The following is a 20,527-nucleotide window of genomic DNA, read 5'->3' as shown; positions in this document are numbered from 1 at the left end:
TTATCGACTTTTAGGATCGAGCGGCCCCTGCCACTGCAGCATGCCGCCAACCATGTTGATTACGTTATAACCTTGCTCTGCCATGTATTCACATACGCGTCCGCTTCGTCCGCTTGAACGGCAGATCATGATGTATTCCTGATCTTTATCGAGTTTGCTGAGATTCTCGGGGATCTCACCCATCCGGATATGGACGGCACCAGGGATCATCCCTTCTGCAACCTCATCATTTTCCCGGACGTCAATCATATAAAGCGTCTCGCCATTGTTCAGCTTTTCTTCCACTTCTTCAGGTGTGATGTCTTTAAAATCTGCCATCTCTTTCATCCTTCCTAGTATGCCCGTTAATTCGCCACGATGTTGACGAGCTTGCCCGGTACAGCGATGATTTTGCGGATTGTTTTCCCTTCAATCATTTCCAGGACCTTGTCATCGGCTTTTGCAAGCTGCTCAAGTTCTTCTTTCGTAGCATCGCGGTTCGTCTTCAACTTCGTCCGTACTTTCCCGTTTACTTGTATAACAATTTCCACTTCATTATCGACCAGTTTTGTAGAATCATACACCGGCCACTTTTCATAAGAAATCGTGCCTTCATGGCCCAATTTTTCCCATAATTCTTCTGCTATATGCGGGGCGATTGGAGAGAGTAGTTTTACGAATCCTTCGATGTATTCCTTTGGCAATACGTCCGCTTTATATGCCTCATTGATAAATACCATCAATTGGGAAATGGCCGTATTGTAGCCAAGGTTCTCATAGTCCTCTGTCACTTTTTTAACCGTCTGATGATAAACCTTCTCAAGCTCTGGCCCCGCGCCTTCTTTCACTTTGTCTGTCAATTTTCCATCTTCATCCACCAGCAAGCGCCAAATGCGGTCGAGGAAACGGCGGGAGCCATCAAGTCCGGTTGTCGACCATGCGATCGAACCTTCAAGCGGTCCCATGAACATTTCATACATTCTCAGCGTATCGGCTCCGTGGCTTTCAACAATATCATCCGGGTTGACAACATTCCCTTTTGATTTACTCATTTTTTCATTGTTTTCTCCAAGAATCATTCCTTGGTTAAAGAGCTTCTGGAAAGGCTCCTTCGTCGGCACAACACCGATATCATAGAGGAATTTATGCCAGAAACGGGCGTACAGCAAATGGAGCACCGCATGCTCTGCCCCTCCGATATAAATATCGACCGGCAGCCATTTCTTCAACAGCTCTTCATCCGCAAGTGCTTTATCATTATGCGGATCGATGTAGCGCAGATAATACCAGCAGCTTCCCGCCCACTGCGGCATTGTGTTGGTCTCCCTCCGGCCTTTTTTGCCGGTAACAGGATCAACAACGTTCAGCCATTCAGAGATGTTAGCAAGCGGTGACTCGCCTGTACCGGACGGTTGAATATGATCAGTTACCGGAAGCATGACTGGAAGTTCTTCTTCTGGTACGCCTGTTGTTGTACCGTCTTCCCAATGGATTACAGGTATTGGCTCGCCCCAGTAGCGCTGGCGGCTGAATAACCAGTCGCGAAGACGATATGTGACCTTTTTCTCGCCGGCCCCTTTTTCCTCAAGCCAGGAGATCATCTTCGAGATGGCCTCCTCCTTTTTCAATCCATCAAGGAAACCGGATTGAACGTGAGGGCCGTCGCCTGTGTAGGCTTCTTTTTCAACATCTCCGCCAGCGACCACCTCTTTGATTTCAAGGCCAAATTTCTTTGCGAACTCAAAGTCGCGCTCATCATGAGCAGGAACCGCCATGATTGCTCCGGTTCCGTAGCTCATCAAAACATAATCGGCAATCCAAATCGGGATTTTTCCGCCGGAAACCGGGTTGATCGCATAGGCGCCGGTAAACACTCCTGTTTTGTCCTTCGCCAGATCTGTACGCTCCAAATCACTTTTCGCCTTGATATTGTCTAGGTAAGACTGAACTTCTTCTTTATGTTCGCCGGTCGTAATTTTTTCCACAAGCGGGTGCTCAGGGGCAAGGACTGCATAAGTGGCGCCGAAAAGTGTATCAGGCCTAGTCGTGAATACCGTGAAATCCCCTTCATGCCCGTCGATTTTGAAGTGGACCTCAGCCCCCTCGGAGCGGCCGATCCAGTTGCGCTGCATATCTTTGATGCTCTCCGGCCAATCAAGCTCTTCAAGGTCATCGAGCAAACGGTCGGCGTATTTTGTGATGCGCAAAATCCATTGCCTCATCGGCCGGCGTTCAACAGGGTGTCCGCCTCTTTCACTTTTCCCGTCAATCACTTCTTCGTTAGCAAGAACCGTACCAAGCGCCGGGCACCAGTTGACAGGCACTTCGTCGACATAGGCCAGACCTTTTTCAAACAATTTAAGGAAAATCCACTGCGTCCATTTATAATAGCCGGGATCAGTCGTGTTGATCTCCCGGTCCCAATCATATGAAAAACCGAGCGACTTGATTTGCCGCTTGAACGTTTCAATATTGTGCTGAGTGAATTCAGCAGGGTCATTTCCTGTATCAAGCGCATACTGCTCTGCAGGAAGTCCGAACGCATCCCAGCCGATCGGATGAAGCACATCATAGCCCTGCATCCTTTTCATTCTGGACAGGATATCCGTCGCCGTATACCCTTCTGGATGGCCGACATGGAGTCCGGCTCCCGATGGATAAGGGAACATATCCAAAGCGTAAAACTTATCGCCTTTCCCGTCTGCATCCAGTTTGAATGTTTTGTTTTCCTCCCAGTATTTCTGCCACTTTTTCTCAATCTTCCTGTGATCAAAGTTCATCTTGTTTGCTCCTTTCAATACTAAAAAAACAAAAAACCTCCCGTCCTGGAAAAAATCCTGGGACGAGAGGCTGAATCTCCCGTGGTACCACCCACATTGATGCACTACGCATCCGCTCATTGCTCCTTAACGCGGAAAACGGTACGGATTACTGGGATTAGCCTGATGCCAGCCGTTCACCCGGACAACATGAATGGCGAGTTCACAATGGATCCTGATTGGCTCCCACCTTCCGCCAACTCTCTGAACAGGATGTCTTTGCTACTGATCCACTCTTAACGTTTCAGTATCTTTATTGTAGATAGTTCCCATTGTAGCCAATCTTATACCCGGTTTCAAGTTTTTCTTGAAAAATAGGCGAGTTGCCGACTAAACATGGCTTTCCACGATGGCCGGCTCCTCTTTCTTTCTGGATGCTTTGAGCGGGCGGTCATAGAGGACTGCACAGCCGATCGCGATGACCAGCAAGGCAATCAAGAAGCCGAACAGCACTCTCATGCCGTACATGTCGACGAGGATGCCGCCGAGCAGCGGCCCGATCATCCTGCCTCCTGTTGCGGTACTGTTAACAATCCCCTGGTAAAAACCTTCCCGGCCTTTCGGAGCAAGCTGGTCGGCAATTGTCGGAATGACCGGCCATACAAGCATCTCACCGATTGTCAGGATGATCATTGCTGCGGCAAACCCTTTAAACTCATTTGCATTGCCCGCTATGAAAAAGGAGACGATGAAAATCAGAAAGCCTGTAACCATCTGGCCCTTCAAACTGTTTCTTACCTTTTTTAGTACGAGCTGCAAGAGTGGTTGTGCCAACACGATCAGTGCCCCGTTAATTGTCCAAAGTACACTATATTGCGCCAGAGATATATTCACTTCCTGTGTATACGCCGCGATGGTCGACTGCCACTGCACATAGCCGACCCATCCAAGCAAATAGGCACCGCATAGAATCATCAATGCATACAGTTTGCCCCTGCTTTTAACAGGCTTTGCTTCCTGCAGCACGTTTGATTGAGTCATGCCACTACCGCCGATGTTTTTGTATCCGAATACTGCAATGAATAAGAACACGATAAACATGAACAAATTCGCTGCAAATATATAGTCAAATGAAAAGGATGCGACAAATCCACCCGATGCTGAACCGATTGCGACGCCTGCATTCTGAGCAACGTAGATCGCGTTGAATGCTTTTCGTCCGCCTTCTTTCCAGACCGATCCCGCCATTGCATAAACCGAAGGGAAAATGATCCCGCCGCCAAGACCAAGCAACGTCAGAAAAATAACGTAATGAGGCCATCCATGCCAAAATGTCATTCCCGTCAAGGCACCGACAGAAATGCTGATGCCAAGAAGGATGGATTTGTATCCGCCGATCTTATCATGAAGAATGCCGCCCAATAAATTTCCGACTACACTGGCTGCTGAATTCGCCATCAACACAAGTCCTGCAACAGACAGGGATTTTCCAAGATGGTCGTGAATATAAATCGCATTCAGCGGCCATAAAAAAGAAGTGCCTGTCACGTTGACAAGCATCCCGATTACTAAGAGCCACAAGGCTTTAGGCATGTTCCCACCGCACCCTTTCACCTAATTATTTCGATTGCCAAAGCAATTCTATTCCTTTTGGAGTGCGGGTGCAATAGGTATTTTCAAGTTCCTTGATAAAAGTTAATTCTGTAAATTTAAGCCATTGAAAGCACGGCTTTCCTGCACATAAAAACCATTGTGACCGGGCTTCCTTCTTAGCGGCCGGCGGCGGCGTGCAGGCGCTTTTCCACAAGTTACAGTTCTACAAACCGCTCTTTTTGCAGGCCGGCTTCCATCTTAATTCATGATTTTTTACCAATAGAGCTGTTTTCACTGATTTTCTAAACAACATCATTCTATACGGTACAGTAGTAACCAACGAATACCTCTTCTAAATAACCAAAAGTGCTGGAAATCAAAATTGATTTCCAGCACCTTTTTCTACACTTAACAATGATCAGGAGAAGGGCAATTCAATGCAGCGTGTAAGCTGGAACCCCATGGTCGAGCAAAATCATTCTGTTTTGCAGATCCTGCACTTGGATTCTCATCCGGTCGAGCATTTCACGCTGCTGATCATTGGCGCTGTCCTTCAGCTTTTCCAGATCTGCAACGGACTGATCCAAACCGAGCAAAGCGTCGCTGTACTGAGCATCCCGATAACTCTCCTGCCGGCATCCTTCAGTATATTGGTCCGAGGCGAAAGAAATAGCTTCCTGACAGCGATTGAGACAGTCTGTTACCGATTGTCTTGTTGCCATGCTGATCCCTTCCTCTGCCGCGAATTTGAACATACGGAAAAGATGTTCCTCACTAGTGTGTTCTCAAACAGCCTGCAATATGTTACAATTTTTTGTATGTTTTTGTATGTTTTTGCGTAAAAGCTTGCGGGGGGTATGGGGGATGAATTTGGAAAGAGTACTTTCATTTGCACGGATGGTTCTGCAGCGAAGCGTAAGGCCCGGCGATATGGTCGTAGATGCGACAGCCGGAAACGGCAATGATACGGTATTTTTGGCTGAACTTGTCGGTGAGAACGGCCACGTATACAGCTTTGATATACAAGAGGAGGCAATCCGCAACACGAAGCGGCTAGCTGAGGATGAACAGATGGCCGAGCGAATCACGCTGTTTCACGCGGGCCACGAGCAAATCCTTCAATTTATTCCAGTAGATAGACAAAGAAAAATAACAGGAGCCATTTTCAACCTTGGCTATTTGCCCGGCGGTGACAAGTCGATCATTACGAAACCTGAGACGACTGTTTCGGCAATCGAGCAGCTCATCCCTCTTTTGCCAAAGGGCGGGACGATCATCATCGTTGTTTACCACGGCCATCCCGGCGGTGACATCGAGCGCGACAGTCTTCTTGAATATGCGTCATCACTGGACCAAAACACGGTCCATGTTCTCCAGTACGAATTCATCAATCAGAAAAACAGTCCGCCCTTTATTTTGGCGATTGAAAAAAGATAAAACGAACCGCCGCAATTTCTTTTGCGGCGGTTTTATAATGCATCTGCAGCTTTTTTGGCAGAACCGGTGAAAAGCTTCTGGATTTTACGATAAGCCTTTCCATTCCAATAAAAGAAATAGCCGACCGGTCCGCCCTTCTTCATAATGGCCGCTGCCATTTTTTTGACTTCCTTTTGCTCATTCACTTTTTCATCCGACAGATAGATGCCGAGCAGCCCCCTATTCAATAGGCGATGGAATTGCATGTCTGGGAGCCTGTTTGTATGCCTATCCGCCTCTTCAAGAAAATGGATGAATCGATTCATCATCTCCGCGTTGCTCACATAATAACTGCAAAAATTCAAATCTCCGCACGTCCGGTCTTCTTCCTGATCAATGAAATAATCTAGAAGTATGTGTAAGCCTTGGATATACGGAAAATAACCTTCCCTGATCATGCGTGCATGCTCCATTGCAAAATCTCTTCGGAATGCATATGAAACCAGGCAAAAGATGCCAAGCGTGGAACCGGAGCAGGCCGCAAATTCATGCCAGCCCATTTCAGGAAGCGATGCCCCTTTGGCGGCAAACCATTTTTGCAGCCGTTCCTCCCTCTCCTCGGCTCTTACATGTTTATGGACTTGCAGCTCGCAATAATAGGAGCAGAGCTCGAGCAAGTAAGGGCGGATCAATTCGTAGTGCCGCAATTTTCCCAAAACAGACTGGCACTCGAGGACGAGTGACGTTAAATAGCCGCCATCGTCCCGGTCGCGCCTGCATCGGTAATAGTCATTCGGCTTCGCACCGGGCGTCAGTGCGTCAGGCATCGATTCATGCAGAGCAGCAAAGTCAGCTGGGTCGAGTGACGTGCTCCGGTCACACAGATTGTCGAGATAATCGCTGATCGTCTGATAGGCCACGATAAAACGGATCGCTTCCGACCGGCCTTCAAGTGCCGCCAGCGCCATAATCGATCCGCCTTCACAATGGAATGTTTTATCCCGGATGCTGGCAAGTGCCTGATTTCTCAATTCCAAGTTCGGAATCTTTCCTGCCCTTCTCTGCCATCCATCCAACTCCCTATGTACGGCTGGCATGACATTCCGGTAAATTTCCTTCATTAATCTAAGCGGGTTTGCTGGCAATGCCATTGGGTTTCATCTCCATTCAATCTAAACACAAAATTTCAATGACGCGGAGTGAAGCCGATAAGTTCCAGCTGCTGGTCGGCAAAGGCTTTCGCATAATTGAAAATGACATCCTTCTCAGGCTCGTTGAACACTTCGTGGTAGCAATTCTTCCACTCCTTATAAACCTTTTCTGTCAGTTCCGCCTGATTGATCCACTTGCGCACTTCAAGCTTATCCACGATTTTATCATCGCCTCCCTGCAAAACCAAAAAGGGAACATCCGGCAAATCGGGCAGCTGTGCGAAGGCAGCTTTCATTGCTTTCAACAGTTCACGATACCAGCGGATTGATACTTTTCTGACATAGAGACTATCATTCATCGCCCGTTCCTTTACTTCATCGTTCCTCGTAACCATTTCCACACCGACAAGATTGCTGCTCACTTTCAATTCCGGAGCAATCCAGTTTAGCCCGACCGAAAGAGCATTAAGCGGTGTAGGCGGATAGACTTCAAGCCCCAAACAAGGTGATGACAGGATAACGCCGTCTACTCTTTCATCTGTCGTCTGCAAGAGCCGGATGACAGAAAGGCCGCCCATACTGTGGCCGAGTAAAAAAATAGGCAGGCAGTATTCCCGCGCCTTCCCAAGCCAGCTTTGGATCTCCGTTACATATTCCTGGAAGGAGTCGACATGCCCTCGCTGCGACCTTGTTGTCAGCCCCTGGCCCGGTAAGTCCCCGGCCACTACATGGTAGCCGGACATCCTCCACATTTCGATCAGCCAGCCGTAACGCCCATGATGTTCCATTGCCCCGTGGACAAGGACAATGACGGCCTTCGCCTCATCCGCTTCCCATACTCTCATCGTACTGCCTCCTCTTCACCTGTATCTTTTCTAATCCGAATTCCCTTTATTGTACCCTCTAAGCCTTTTTTGTTTCCATTTGTTCACACATCCCTTGGACTTTGGGCTAGAATAGAGGCAGACAATCGACAGAAAGCGAGTGAAGCATGCATGGCCATTTATCCATATAACGGCAAGATGCCTGAAATTGATCCTTCCGCTTTTATCGCAAAGGATGCGACCGTAACAGGTGATGTTGTAATCGGAAGCGAATCGAGCATTTGGTTCAACACGGTCATCCGGGGCGATGTTGCTCCGACAATCATCGGTTCTAAAGTGAACGTTCAAGATAATTCTGTTCTCCACCAAAGTCCCGATAACCCACTTATCCTTGAAGACGAAGTGACTGTTGGGCACAGTGTCATTTTACATAGCTGCATCATTCGGAAACAGGCGCTGATCGGCATGGGCTCCATCGTTCTCGACAAAGCAGAAATTGGTGAAGGAGCTTTTATTGGAGCAGGGAGCCTCGTTCCCCAAGGTAAAAAGATTCCGCCCCGAACTTTAGCCTTTGGCCGCCCTGCCAAAGTCGTCCGCGACCTGACCGAGGAAGACATCAAGGATATGGAACGAATTGTCCGGGAATACGCTGAAAAGGGAGCCTATTATAAGTCCGTGGAGGAACAGAACGAATACAGTTTCCGCTCTAAATAAGCAAACGTCAATTTGCTGCTTGAAAAAAAGATCGTTTCTGCCGATAATGACTATAGACAGATGCCATTAGTCGCATCTGCAGTTTTTTGCAAAGGTGCTGAATATCTTGATTGATACAATTCCTCTGCTGTTGGCAGGCATCGGCCTTATTATTATCTTTTTATGGGTCGGCTATAAATACCGTCCGGCTCTTTCTGCTTTCCTTTCCATTGCCGCTATCTGTCTCTTTGCCGGGGCTATTTTTCTATACAGCGCCCCTTCACTCTCCTTTCTCAAGCAGGAAAGCGTGCCCCCGATCGGAAAAAATGGTGCGGCTGCCCCAGCCGGAAGCCCGACGCTGATTGAAATCGCAGAATCTGTGCTGATCGACGCACCGATTATAAACCAAATGCCGGAACTTCCGCGCGGCTGTGAAGTGACTGCGCTCGCGATGCTCCTTGGCAGCGCGGGAATTGAGACGGACAAAATGAGACTGGCCGAAGAAATTAAAAAGGACCCTTCTACCAGGAAGGTAATCAATGGGCAAGTACACTTCGGCAATCCGCATACAGGCTTTGTCGGAAGCATCTATTCCTATAGCAAACCTGGACTAGGCGTTTATAATGAGCCAATTATGGACCTGGCCGAAACCTACATGCCCGGACAGATCGTCAACATGACGGGACGCGATTTTGATGAACTGAAAATTCCCCTATCGGATGGCAGACCGGTCTGGGTGATCATTAATACCGCATACAAGGAGCTGGATGATTCGTTTTTTGAAACATGGCAGACCGAAAGCGGTCCGATTCGTGTCACCCGGAAAGAGCATTCTGTTTTGGTAACAGGGTATGACAAGCAATTTATCTATTTCAACGACCCGCTTACAGGCAAAAAAAACAAAAAAGCACCCATCAGCGAATTTGCCGCAGCATGGGTGCAAATGGGAAGCCAGGCGCTGACGTTTACGAATCAAACGACGGCGCCGGCTTTTTTAAATTGTGTTTGAAAATCATATTGCTCTTCAACATAGACAGCATGCCAGATCATGAAGACAAGAACCGTCCAGATCTTCCGGCTGTAGTCCAGCTTTCCTTGGCAATGGGCCTCAAGGAGATTCAATACATATTGCTTGTCGATAATATGATCGGTTCCGCTGTTTTTGATGATGTTTACAGCCCAATCATGCATCTCATCTTTTAGCCAATGGCGGATCGGCACAGGGAAACCGAGTTTTTTCCGGTTCAGCACGTGATCCGGAACGATGCCTTCGGCAGCTTTTCGTAAAATATATTTCGTCGTGCCGTCTGCCGTTTTCAGGCTTGTCGGTATTTTAGACGCTACCTCGAACACTTCTTTATCAAGGAATGGCACACGAAGCTCCAAGGAGTTGGCCATCGTCATTTTATCCGCCTTCAGCAGAATATCGCCGCGCATCCATGTATGGATGTCGATGAACTGCATCCGGTCGACTGGATCATATCCCTCAGTCTCTGCGTAAAGTGGCCTTGTGACATCGCGGTAATCAAGCTTGGAATTATACTGCTTCAGCAATTTTCGCTTTTCCGCCTCGTCAAACATTTTCGCATTGCCGATATACCGTTCCTCCATCGGCGTCACACCGCGCTCAAGGAAGCTTTTACCTTTCACGCCTTCCGGAAGAGCTTTTGCCAGCGCCCGCAAGACAGATTTTCCTGCCGCAGGAATCTTGTTGAACACTTCCAGTGACTGGGGTTCACGGTAAATGTTATAGCCTCCGAACAATTCATCCGCGCCTTCACCCGACAGAACGACCGTCACATGCTTCCGTGCTTCCCTCGCCACGAAATAAAGCGGCACACAAGCCGGATCTGCAAGCGGGTCATCCATATACCACATGATTTTAGGCAGCTCGGCCATATATTCTTCAGGAGAAATGACATAGCTGATGTTTTCTACACCGAGTTTATCGGCAGTCTCTTTTGCCACGTCGATTTCACTGAAGCCATTCCGCTCAAAGCCAACGGAAAATGTCTTGATATTCGGATGGAACTGCTTGGCGATCGAAGCGATGATCGATGAGTCAATCCCGCCTGACAAGAAGGAACCGACCGGTACATCACTTCTCATATGAAGATTAACCGAATCGAACATTACGTCTTTGATTTGCTGGATGTATTCACCTTCTGTTTTCTGGACAGGACGGAATTTTGCCCGCCAATAACGTTCGATTTTCATCGGACCGCCTGGTTTTTTTATGAAAAAGTGGCCCGGTTCAAGCTTCTTGATACCGCTTGTCATCGAATCCGGTTCCGGCACAAATTGGTAGGTCATGTATTGCTGCAGCGCCTCTGGATTCATTTCGCCCTTTTCCATCGCCAGCAACATGCTTTTCTTTTCAGAAGCGAACAGGGTTCGACCGGACTCCTCTCTGTAGAAGAAAGGCTTGATGCCGAATGGATCGCGCGCGCCGAACAGTTCCTGCTTTTCTTTGTCCCAAATCATAAAAGCAAACATCCCGCGCAGCTTTTCTACCGCTTTTGTTCCGAGATGGCTGTAAAGGGCAATGATTACCTCCGTATCGGATGCCGTTTCAAACGTAAGCCCTTCTTTCACGAGCTCTTCTCTTAATTCAACGAAATTATAAACTTCTCCGTTAAAAATGATCCAATATCTTTCATTCTCATAAGGAAGAGGCTGCTGCCCGCTTTCAATATCAATGATGCTCAAGCGGCGGAAGCCAAATTGTATATGTTCATCTTGAAAATATCCTTCATCATCTGGACCACGATGGGTAATCGCATCATTCATGAGCTTGAACTGCTGCTCATCCGGTTGCTGATTTTCCCTCGCCTGGTCATGGATACAGCCGATAAAACCGCACATTGCAAAAGTCACCTACTCCACTTAAATTCAAGCTTACACTGAACTATACTACCATTAATCCGGCGATTTGGGCAGTCAAAAACGCACAGACCGAAAAAAAATACTTCTGCCCATTTTTAAATTTTTCAAAAAAGGGGTTCCTTTTTTAGAAGCTGTGTTATATAGTAACAACTATACAGTATATCTGTTTTATAACACACGAGAAAAAGGAGGAGAAGTATTTGCTTCAGTATGAAAAAATACACGGTTTACAGGTAGATCCGATTCTCCGCAACTTCATTGAAAAGGAGGCGCTGCCAGGCACAGGTATTGACACCGGAGAATTTTGGAAAAAGTCAAGCCAATTGATCCTCGATCTCTCACCGAAAAACTTTTCGCTTTTGGAAAAAAGGAAAGCGCTTCAAGAAAAGATCGATGACTGGCACAGACAAAACAGCGGGGAAAGCACCGGAGAGGAATACAAAAACTTTCTCGATTCGATCGGCTACATGGAGCCGGAACCGGACGACTTCAACATCTGCACACAACATATTGATGATGAAATCGCCAGGCAAGCCGGACCGCAGCTCGTCGTCCCTGTCAGCAATGCAAGATACGCCATTAATGCAGCCAATGCAAGATGGGGCAGCCTCTACGATGCCCTATACGGCACCGATGCAATAAGCGAAGAAAATGGAGCCGAAAAAACCGCCACCTACAACCCGGAACGCGGCCAGAAAGTGATCGAGTTCGCGAAAACCTTCTTAGATGAGACATTCCCCCTCCAAGATGCAAGCCACCATGATACCGTCCGCTACTACATTGATAACGAAAGTCTGTTTGCTGAGACTGCCGGCCAGCCGAAAGTAGGACTCACTGAACCGCACCAATTCACCGGATACCTTGGACATCCAGAACACCCATCTTCCGTGCTGCTGAAGCATAATGGACTGCATGTTGAAATCCAAATCAACCGCCGGCATCCGATTGGCCAGTCAGATAAAGCGGGCATGAAGGACATATGCCTTGAAGCCGCCTTATCGACAATCATCGATTTTGAGGACTCTGTCGCTGCTGTTGATGCTGAAGACAAAGTACAGTTGTACCGCAACTGGCTCGGTCTCATGAAGGGCACCCTTTATTCCATTTTCACAAAAGGGAAGGAAAAAGTTCACCGCACACTCCATGAGGATCGGATATTCCGTGATCCGGCCGGAGACCACCTGAAATTGAAAGGGCGTTCATTAATGCTTGTCCGCAATGTCGGCCACTTGATGGCGACGCCGATGATCCTGTTTGAAAATGGTGAGGAGGTTCCTGAAGGAATCGTCGATGCAATCGTGACGAGCCTTTGCGCACTGCATGATCTCCGTGGAAACACGACTAGAAAAAACTCCAAATCCGGAGCCATCTATATCGTAAAGCCGAAAATGCACGGACCCGAAGAAGCTGCTTTTGCCAATGTGCTTTTTAATCGGGTTGAAGATGTATTCGGACTCGATAGACATACAATTAAAATCGGTCTCATGGATGAAGAGCGCCGTACTTCCCTCAATCTGAAGGCTTGCATCAAGAAGGTGAAAGGTCGGATTTTCTTTATCAATACAGGCTTCCTCGACCGAACCGGAGACGAAATCCATACATCAATGGAGGCAGGCGTCATGGTCCGCAAACAGGACATGAAAGGGTGCAATTGGCTGAAATCCTATGAAACTTCCAATGTTGCTAACGGGCTTCGGTCGGGGTTGCCTGGGCTGGCGCAAATCGGCAAGGGAATGTGGGCAATGCCTGACAGGATGGCTGCGATGCTTGAAGAAAAAATCTCTCATGTCAAAGCAGGCGCCACTACAGCTTGGGTACCATCTCCGACAGCCGCCACCTTGCACACACTGCATTATCATCAGACGAATGTCTGGCATCAGCAAGGTCAGCTAGCCGAATCCTTCCGTAATGTCCGCGAAGGAATGCTGGATATTCCAATCGCCAAAAATCCCAATTGGTCCCCTGAGGAGATTCAGGAGGAGCTTGATAACAATGCTCAAGGAATCCTCGGTTATGTCGTACGCTGGATCGACCAAGGGATCGGCTGCTCGAAAGTACCGGATATCCACAATATCGGACTGATGGAAGACCGAGCTACCTTAAGGATTTCCTCACAGCATATCGCCAACTGGCTCCACCATCGAATCTGCACAGAAGACCAAGTACTGGACACCATGAAACGAATGGCGAAAGTCGTGGATGAGCAGAATGCCGGCGACCCGCTTTACACACCAATGGCACCTGAATATGATCGTTCAATCGCCTTCCAGGCAGCATGTGAGCTAGTTTTTAACGGAAGACAACAGCCGAATGGCTATACGGAACCGATTTTGCATAGGAAGCGGAAGGAGTATAAACAATCCCAACTGGCAAGTATTCCGCTGCGCTGACGGACGATCCTTTTTATTATATTTGGAGGTGGAAAAAATGGATGAGAGACAAATGTCAGGAAGAGAGCTTGTGGAGGAATGGGTGATTGAAAAGCTTGTAACCGGCAGAACGATCGACGAGATGGACGGTACAGCCTTCATTTATGGAAATGAAATTTTGACGTTGAAGAAAAATGAGGATGGGGCTCTCGACTGCAAGCCGCAAAAAGTGCCGGGTCTCGTCGTTCTGCCAAAACGGGAAGAGGATAATATATGCAGCGCCTGTGGTTCGGATCACCCCAGCTACAAAGCCGTACTGGAATGCTGTGCCGATGTGGAATGATTTACGTCTACTCTGTTATATAACATTAATGAATTAAAAATTATAGTTATAAAACAAAAGGAGAGATCGACATGCCAACTATTGAACAACAAATTCAACAAATCGAGGAATCTTGGAAAGCAGACCGCTGGAAAGGAATTAAGCGAACCTATTCTGCTGCAGAAGTGGTGAAACTGCGGGGATCCGTCGTAATTGAACATACACTGGCAAGAATGGGCGCTGAAAGACTGTGGAAATTGATTAACAACGAAGCGTATGTTCACGCACTTGGCGCGCTGACAGGCAATCAGGCAATGCAACAGGTAAAGGCAGGTCTGAAGGCGATCTATTTAAGCGGCTGGCAGGTTGCCGCAGATGCGAATGTCTCAGGACACATGTATCCGGACCAGAGCCTTTATCCGGTGAACAGCGTTCCACAGGTCGTCAAGCGCATCAACCAGACATTCCAGCGAGCAGATCAAATTCAGCAGGCCGAAGGGAAAGACGACATCTACTGGTTTGCCCCCATTGTCGCCGACATGGAAGCCGGCTTCGGAGGCCCATTGAACGTCTTTGAGCTTATGAAGGCCATGATCGAAGCAGGAGCCGGCGGTGTCCATCTGGAGGACCAGCTTGCTTCTGAGAAAAAATGCGGCCACTTGGGCGGGAAGGTGCTGCAGCCAACCCAAACAGCCATCAGGCATTTGATAGCGGCCCGCCTTGCCGCCGATGTACTGGATGTGCCAACGGTTATTATTGCGCGAACGGATGCGAATGCGGCGAACCTCATTACAAGCGACGCCGACCCTTATGACCATAGATTCCTGACTGGGGAAAGAAGTCCGGAAGGCTTCTATTATACAAATTCCGGTCTCGATCAGGCGATCGCCCGCGGCCTTGCGTATGCCCCATATGCCGATATGATTTGGTGCGAAACATCCGAACCTGACATTGAAGAAGCAAGGCAGTTCGCCGAGGCTATCCATAAAGAGTTCCCAGGGAAACTGCTCGCGTACAACTGCTCCCCTTCGTTCAACTGGAAAAGCAAGCTATCGGACGAAGAGATCGCCGTCTTCCAGCAAGAGCTTGGCAAGATGGGCTACAAATTTCAATTCGTCACCCTCGCTGGCTTCCACGCGCTCAACCACAGCATGTTCGAGCTTGCGCAAGGATATAAGGAAACCGGCATGACCGCATACTCGAAGCTCCAGCAAGCAGAGTTCGGTTCGGAGAAGGATGGATTCACCGCTACCCGCCATCAACGCGAAGTTGGCACTGGTTATTTCGACGCTGTCTCTCTTGTCGTTTCAGGAGGCACCTCCTCTACTACTGCTTTGGCCGGATCAACGGAGGCCGAACAATTTGCCTGACAAAAAATGAAGCCTGCCGATCGGCAGGCTTCATTTTTTTAATCCCCCGATGAGAAGAACTCCTTCAACGCTCTCTTGTTCGTCTCCTCATCCATCCGCAGTACATCCCCGGCACTTGTCCTGTCAGGCTGATACGAATTTTCAACCGGTATTCTCAGTGTTTCCACTTGCTTGTTTCTGCTTGTAAAGGCTGCTTTACCGAGAGAAAGCATGGTTGTCTTGCTGATATTCGTCTCAATATAAGGATCCGCCAAGCCGAGGATTTTTGGCAGCTGGACGAGACTGTTCACACTGATCGCCTCATCCTTCAGCTTTGCCATTACTTCTTGCTGCCTCTCCACCCGCCCAAAATCGCTCTGGCGGTCATGGCGGAACCGAACATAACCAAGAAGCTGGTCGCCATGAAGCCTTTGCCGTCCTGGCTGCAGAGTTGTATCAATCCCATATGACATTTCATAAGGGATATCTACCTCGATTCCATCGGGAGCAATGATATCGACAATTCTGCGGAAGCCTTCAAAATCGATAATCGCGTAATATTGGATATCGATGTCAAAGTTTTGCTTAAGGGTTTTCCGGACAAGCTCAGGCCCGCCGAATGCAAAAGCCGCATTCATTTTTTGCATGCCATGATCAGGAATATCCACATACGTATCCCTCATGATCGAAGCAAGCTTTATGCTATTTGATGATTGATCATAATGGGCAATCATCAGTGTATCAGAATTGCCTCGATCCCCTCCCCTTGTATCACTGCCGAGCAACAAAATATTAATGTCACCGATCTGTGACTCGGTCCCCTGAAACGACGACTCGAATGTTTTTCCGTCTTCCTTATACGGTCCATCCCCTGCAGCGGATAGCCCGTTATTATACTGGACTACAATATACGTACCTACTGCCAAAACCACTATTAGCAAAAACAGCGCAAGTGTTACCAGCCTCTTCCGCCTTCGTGCCTTTTTCTTTTTTGTTGCACGCATGATTTGCCAAACCACCTAACGTCAATTTTTAGCCTTTCATGGATTGCATCGCGATTTGAACCGCAATAGCATCATCGATATAACCGATCGGAAAAATAAAGTCGGGAATGACATCGGCTGGAATAATGAAGTATAGAAGTGCGCTGCCGATGACCGCCAGATCAAAAGGAGTGCCATTCCGGCGTTGAAATGTACGATACCAATCTTTGAGGCGGCTGATGAAAGGGCCCGTACTGCCGATCTTGTTTAGTTTCCCCTCGAATTCTTCATCAATCCTTCGTTTTCCTTCCGCTGTACGTGCAAGCCCCCTGAACTCTTCCAGCTCTCTGCTTACCAGTTCAATCGAAAATTCCTCTTTCAAAACATCGGATGATTCCAAATCATAATGGATCGACTCGATCGATTTTTGAATATCAGTTGCCTCGGTGCCCCGCACGCTGGTCCCGTGTCCGGCCGCATTGAGCATTTCAGACATCGGAACTCCAAGACATCCTGAAAACGCCTGCAGGTGCTGCAAATTCGCCTGCCTTTTTCCGTTGATGATCCGGGAAATCGTAGCCGCGTCTATCCCAGCCGTTTCACTGAATTTCCTCAATGAAAGCCCATGTTCTTGCAGCTGTTTCTTCAAAAAAGACCCAAGTGTGTGATCTTCCCTCTCCATGCAGTATCCTATCCTTTCTTTACTGCCCATAAGATAAATCAATGTTGACATTTTGTCAACATTGTCTGTAAAAAAAGAACCTGCAGAAAAACTGCAGGTCCCTTTCACTTTATTTAGATACACTCTGACGAATTGCTTCTGCCTTATCTGTTCTTTCCCAAGGTAAATCAAGATCTGTACGGCCAAAATGTCCGTATGCCGCGGTCTGCTTGTAGATCGGGCGACGTAGATCGAGCATCCGGATGATGCCGGCCGGACGAAGGTCAAAGTTCCCCCGGATTGCTTCAACGAGTGCCTCTTCCGATACAGTACCAGTGCCAAATGTGTCAACTGCAATCGATACAGGCTGGGCAACACCGATCGCGTAAGCCAATTGAACTTCACATTTCTCCGCAAGACCTGCAGCAACAATATTCTTTGCCACATATCGTGCAGCGTAGGCAGCTGAACGGTCAACTTTTGTCGGATCTTTTCCGGAGAACGCGCCCCCGCCATGGCGTGCATAGCCGCCATACGTATCGACAATGATCTTTCTTCCTGTCAGGCCGGCATCACCCTGCGGTCCGCCGATAACGAAGCGCCCTGTCGGATTAATAAAATATTTTGTCTCGTCATCAATTAATTCAGCAGGAACAACTGGGTTGATCACATGCTCTTTCAGGTTGCGCTGAATCTGCTCAAGGCTGATTTCCTGATGATGCTGGGTTGAGATGACGATCGTGTCGATTCTTACTGGCTTGTCATTCTCATCATATTCCACCGTCACCTGCGTCTTTCCGTCCGGGCGCAGATAAGGAAGGATTTCCTCTTTGCGTACTTCTGCCAAACGACGCGAAAGTTTATGTGCAAGCGAGATCGGAAGCGGCATCAGTTCCTTTGTTTCATTGCAGGCAAAACCGAACATCAGCCCTTGGTCCCCGGCACCTATCGCCTCGATTTCTTCATCTGACATGCTTCCTTCTCTTGCTTCCAATGCCTTGTCCACACCTGCGGCAATATCGGCGGATTGCTCATCAATGCTCGTCAATACTGCACAGGTTTCAGCATCAAAGCCATATTTGGCGCGAGTATAGCCGATCCCTTTAATCGTATCCCGAACAATCCTCGGAATATCGACATAAGTGCTTGTCGAGATCTCCCCGGCCACGAGAACGAGCCCTGTCGTTACAGAAGTTTCGCAAGCGACGCGGGCGTTCGGGTCCTTATCCAAAATCGCATCCAGAATCGAATCGGATATTTGATCACATATTTTATCGGGATGTCCTTCTGTAACGGATTCCGAAGTAAACAAACGGCGATTCTTTGTCATCGAAATTCCTCCTTCTCTTAGTCAATTATGACCAATTAACTTAACGGTACTCGTTCCTTCATGATCCGGCAGAAAAAGCTGCAAAAAAACCTTTCCCTATAGAGGAAAGGTTTGCGTTTCTCCGAGCCTTTCACTCTTATCGTCCGAGGCCAAAACCTCGCAACAGGTTAAGCACCTTTCCAACAGGGAAATTCCCTGTAAGCAGGTTGCCGGGTTTCACAGGGCCTGTCCCCTCCGCCATCTCAGGATAAGAGTATCCGTTCAAATTCCAATCATAACGCAAGTATAAAGGCAATGTCAACGTTTGTTCTTTACCACATCCGGACAGCTGAACAATCCTTAAAAACAGCGGTTTTCCGGAGATCTTTTTTGTGCATTAGTATAGACTAATAGATCAAATGTGTTATACTAATTACAAATCAACCATAAAAATTGAAAAGGCAGGTTATACATGTATGAATTCTCTAAAGCGAAAGATTGATTTGGAGCAGTTGCTGAGCGGGAACAATGTCTTAGTTCAGCCCAGCGTTCCCGAATTGGTAGAGAAAATACTAGAACGCCGGGAAGGCTCCCTCACTTCCACCGGGGCCATTCGCGTCGAGACCGGAAAGTATACCGGCCGTTCGCCTGAGGATAAATTTATTGTAAATGAAACCGCTGTCAGTGGCAAAATAAATTGGGGATCTGTGAATCAGCCGATCTCCCCCGAGGCATTCGACAACTTATATACAAAGGTTCTTGATTATTTGAAAGGAACAGATGAACTGTTTTTGTTCAACGGCTTCGCAGGTGCAGATGAAAAATACCGAATGCCGATCAGGGTAATCAACGAGCTGGCCTGGCATAATTTATTCGTCCACCAGCTCTTTATCCGTCCAACAGCGCAAGAGTTGGAAGAGCATGAAGCAGATTTCACTGTCATTTGCGCCCCCCACTTCCGGGCAGACCCTGAAGTGGATGGAACAAATTCTGAGACCTTCATCATCGTCTCCTATGAAAAGAGAATTATCTTGATTGGGGGAACCGAATATGCAGGCGAGATGAAAAAATCGATCTTTTCTGTCATGAATTACGAACTGCCCGAACAAGAGATTTTGTCGATGCACTGCTCCGCGAACGTAGGATCAGAAGGCGATGTAGCGCTCTTCTTTGGCCTTTCAGGTACTGGAAAAACGACTTTGTCGGCAGATCCAAACCGCCGGTTGATCGGCGATGATGAGCACGGCTGGTCAGCAAACGGTGTTTTCAATATCGAAGGTGGCTGCTATGCAAAGACAGTCGGCCTGTCCAGGGAGAAAGAACCACAAATCTTTGATGCGATAACTTTTGGCGCCGTTCTGGAGAACGTCATCGTAGATCCCCAAACACGAATCGCCGATTATGAAAACATTTCGCTTACAGAAAATACAAGAGCTGCGTATCCGATTGATGCAATCGACAATATCGTACAGCCGAGTGTTGCCGGACACCCATCGGTTATCATCTTCCTCACAGCAGATGCCTTTGGCGTCCTCCCGCCTATTTCTAAGCTGAGCAAGGAGCAGGCGATGTACCATTTCCTGAGCGGCTATACATCCAAGCTAGCGGGAACTGAGCGCGGCGTCACTTCGCCAGAAGCTACATTCTCCACTTGCTTCGGCTCGCCATTCCTGCCGCTCCCCGCAGAAAGGTATGCTAAAATGCTTGGAAGGAAAATCGATGAACACGGTGTCCAAGTCTATCTTGTTAACACCGGCTGGACGGGCGGTGCCTATGGAACCGGTAGCAGGATGAGGCTAGCCTATACACGCTCAATGGTCCAATCTGCATTGAACGGGGAACTGAAAAATGCAGAGACTGCGAAAGATGAAGTGTTCGGACTGGAAATCCCGCTCCATGTTCCCGGAGTGCCAGATGAAGTGCTGCAGCCGCAAAAGACGTGGAACGACGAAGAAGCCTATTACCGTAAAGCAGATGAGCTGGCTGCCAAATTCCAGCAAAACTTCTCCCGTTTTGAGCAAGTCGATAAAGAAATTGCAAGGCTCGGCGGACCTAAACGGCGCAGCTGATAAGAAAAAAAAGGGAAGCCCGCTGTAAAGTGGTACCTGTAGGTAGGACACTCGAAAAAAAGAGTGTTCAACCTGCAGGTGCTTTTTATATACTTGAAATTAAGAATATGGGATTAGGGGATAACATGAGCAAAGTAACTTTTTCGTCCGAACAGGTAAGTGCA

General features: G+C 48.0%; 17 protein-coding genes, 1 riboswitch and 1 other annotated feature. Of the genes, 7 read left to right on the top strand and 10 right to left on the bottom strand.

What is annotated here, in order from left to right:
• The 4 genes from AC0TWI_RS11625 to AC0TWI_RS11610 form a co-directional block, all read right to left on the bottom strand.
• Nucleotides 1-318, bottom strand: a complete 318-nt coding sequence (locus AC0TWI_RS11625) for a rhodanese-like domain-containing protein (protein WP_488126513.1) — start codon at nt 316-318, stop codon at nt 1-3.
• Between the two features lie 26 nt (nt 319-344).
• A complete protein-coding gene (gene leuS, locus AC0TWI_RS11620) occupies nt 345-2,759 on the bottom strand; it encodes a leucine--tRNA ligase (RefSeq protein ID WP_488126512.1) in 2,415 nt (804 codons plus the stop codon).
• Nucleotides 2,760-2,814: 55 nt separating this feature from the next.
• Nucleotides 2,815-3,047, bottom strand: a binding site (T-box leader).
• Between the two features lie 81 nt (nt 3,048-3,128).
• Complete coding sequence (locus AC0TWI_RS11615; protein ID WP_488126511.1) at nt 3,129-4,331, bottom strand: MDR family MFS transporter; 1,203 nt, start codon at nt 4,329-4,331, stop codon at nt 3,129-3,131.
• A gap of 434 nt (nt 4,332-4,765) precedes the next feature.
• On the bottom strand, nt 4,766-5,053 hold the full coding sequence (locus tag AC0TWI_RS11610) for a YtzC family protein (protein WP_488126510.1): 288 nt from the start codon (nt 5,051-5,053) through the stop codon (nt 4,766-4,768).
• A 142-nt stretch (nt 5,054-5,195) separates the two neighbouring features.
• Between AC0TWI_RS11610 and mnmM the strand changes: the two genes are divergently transcribed.
• Nucleotides 5,196-5,768, top strand: coding sequence for a tRNA 5-(aminomethyl)-2-thiouridylate-methyltransferase MnmM (gene mnmM / locus AC0TWI_RS11605; protein WP_488126509.1), 573 nt, complete (start codon nt 5,196-5,198; stop codon nt 5,766-5,768).
• 32 nt (nt 5,769-5,800) lie between these two features.
• On the opposite strand, the gene AC0TWI_RS11600 is transcribed toward mnmM, so the two are convergent.
• Together AC0TWI_RS11600 and AC0TWI_RS11595 are read right to left on the bottom strand one after the other, a co-directional pair.
• Entirely contained in the window at nt 5,801-6,898 is a 1,098-nt protein-coding gene (locus AC0TWI_RS11600) for a tetraprenyl-beta-curcumene synthase family protein (protein ID WP_488126508.1), read from the bottom strand.
• A 35-nt stretch (nt 6,899-6,933) separates the two neighbouring features.
• A complete protein-coding gene (locus AC0TWI_RS11595; RefSeq protein WP_488126507.1) occupies nt 6,934-7,743 on the bottom strand; it encodes a lysophospholipase in 810 nt (269 codons plus the stop codon).
• Between the two features lie 150 nt (nt 7,744-7,893).
• Here AC0TWI_RS11595 and AC0TWI_RS11590 point away from each other — a divergent pair, with 150 nt between their 5' ends.
• Entirely contained in the window at nt 7,894-8,436 is a 543-nt protein-coding gene (locus AC0TWI_RS11590; protein ID WP_488126506.1) for a gamma carbonic anhydrase, read from the top strand.
• Between the two features lie 97 nt (nt 8,437-8,533).
• Entirely contained in the window at nt 8,534-9,424 is an 891-nt protein-coding gene (locus tag AC0TWI_RS11585) for a C39 family peptidase (RefSeq protein WP_488126520.1), read from the top strand.
• On the opposite strand, the gene asnB is transcribed toward AC0TWI_RS11585, so the two are convergent.
• Nucleotides 9,388-11,280 carry an asparagine synthase (glutamine-hydrolyzing) gene (gene asnB, locus AC0TWI_RS11580; RefSeq protein WP_488126505.1) on the bottom strand — a complete coding sequence of 631 codons (1,893 nt, stop codon included), beginning with the start codon at nt 11,278-11,280 and terminating at the stop codon, nt 9,388-9,390. The two genes, AC0TWI_RS11585 and asnB, sit on opposite strands and share 37 nt — an antisense overlap.
• 221 nt (nt 11,281-11,501) lie before the next feature.
• Here asnB and AC0TWI_RS11575 point away from each other — a divergent pair, with 221 nt between their 5' ends.
• The 3 genes from AC0TWI_RS11575 (at nt 11,502) to aceA (ending at nt 15,362) form a co-directional block, all read left to right on the top strand.
• Nucleotides 11,502-13,691, top strand: a complete 2,190-nt coding sequence (locus tag AC0TWI_RS11575) for a malate synthase G (RefSeq protein WP_488126504.1) — start codon at nt 11,502-11,504, stop codon at nt 13,689-13,691.
• A gap of 37 nt (nt 13,692-13,728) precedes the next feature.
• Nucleotides 13,729-14,013, top strand: a complete 285-nt coding sequence (locus tag AC0TWI_RS11570; RefSeq protein ID WP_488126503.1) for a hypothetical protein — start codon at nt 13,729-13,731, stop codon at nt 14,011-14,013.
• A gap of 71 nt (nt 14,014-14,084) precedes the next feature.
• Nucleotides 14,085-15,362 (top strand): isocitrate lyase, encoded by a 1,278-nt coding sequence (aceA, locus tag AC0TWI_RS11565; RefSeq protein WP_488126502.1) that lies wholly within the window; start codon nt 14,085-14,087, stop codon nt 15,360-15,362.
• Between the two features lie 38 nt (nt 15,363-15,400).
• Here the strand turns inward: aceA and AC0TWI_RS11560 are convergent, their stop codons facing one another.
• The 3 genes from AC0TWI_RS11560 to metK all read right to left on the bottom strand — a co-directional run bounded on the left by AC0TWI_RS11560 (nt 15,401) and on the right by metK (nt 18,315).
• Nucleotides 15,401-16,345 (bottom strand): LCP family protein, encoded by a 945-nt coding sequence (locus AC0TWI_RS11560; protein ID WP_488126501.1) that lies wholly within the window; start codon nt 16,343-16,345, stop codon nt 15,401-15,403.
• 28 nt (nt 16,346-16,373) lie between these two features.
• Nucleotides 16,374-17,006 carry a helix-turn-helix domain-containing protein gene (locus AC0TWI_RS11555; protein ID WP_488126500.1) on the bottom strand — a complete coding sequence of 211 codons (633 nt, stop codon included), beginning with the start codon at nt 17,004-17,006 and terminating at the stop codon, nt 16,374-16,376.
• Nucleotides 17,007-17,115: 109 nt separating this feature from the next.
• Nucleotides 17,116-18,315 carry a methionine adenosyltransferase gene (gene metK / locus AC0TWI_RS11550; protein WP_488126499.1) on the bottom strand — a complete coding sequence of 400 codons (1,200 nt, stop codon included), beginning with the start codon at nt 18,313-18,315 and terminating at the stop codon, nt 17,116-17,118.
• 133 nt (nt 18,316-18,448) lie between these two features.
• Nucleotides 18,449-18,569: riboswitch (SAM riboswitch) on the bottom strand.
• Nucleotides 18,570-18,770: 201 nt separating this feature from the next.
• On the opposite strand from metK, the gene pckA reads away from it, so the two are divergent.
• The gene (pckA, locus tag AC0TWI_RS11545) at nt 18,771-20,363 is read left to right on the top strand and encodes a phosphoenolpyruvate carboxykinase (ATP) (RefSeq protein WP_488126498.1); all 1,593 of its coding nucleotides are present in this window, start codon (nt 18,771-18,773) and stop codon (nt 20,361-20,363) included.
• Nucleotides 20,364-20,527: the final 164 nt, after the last annotated feature.

The sequence above is a fragment of the Lederbergia sp. B243.17 genome, from assembly GCF_057657925.1.
The sequence above is the reverse complement of the archived record's forward strand: the minus strand, read 5'-3'. Positions and strand labels throughout refer to the sequence as shown.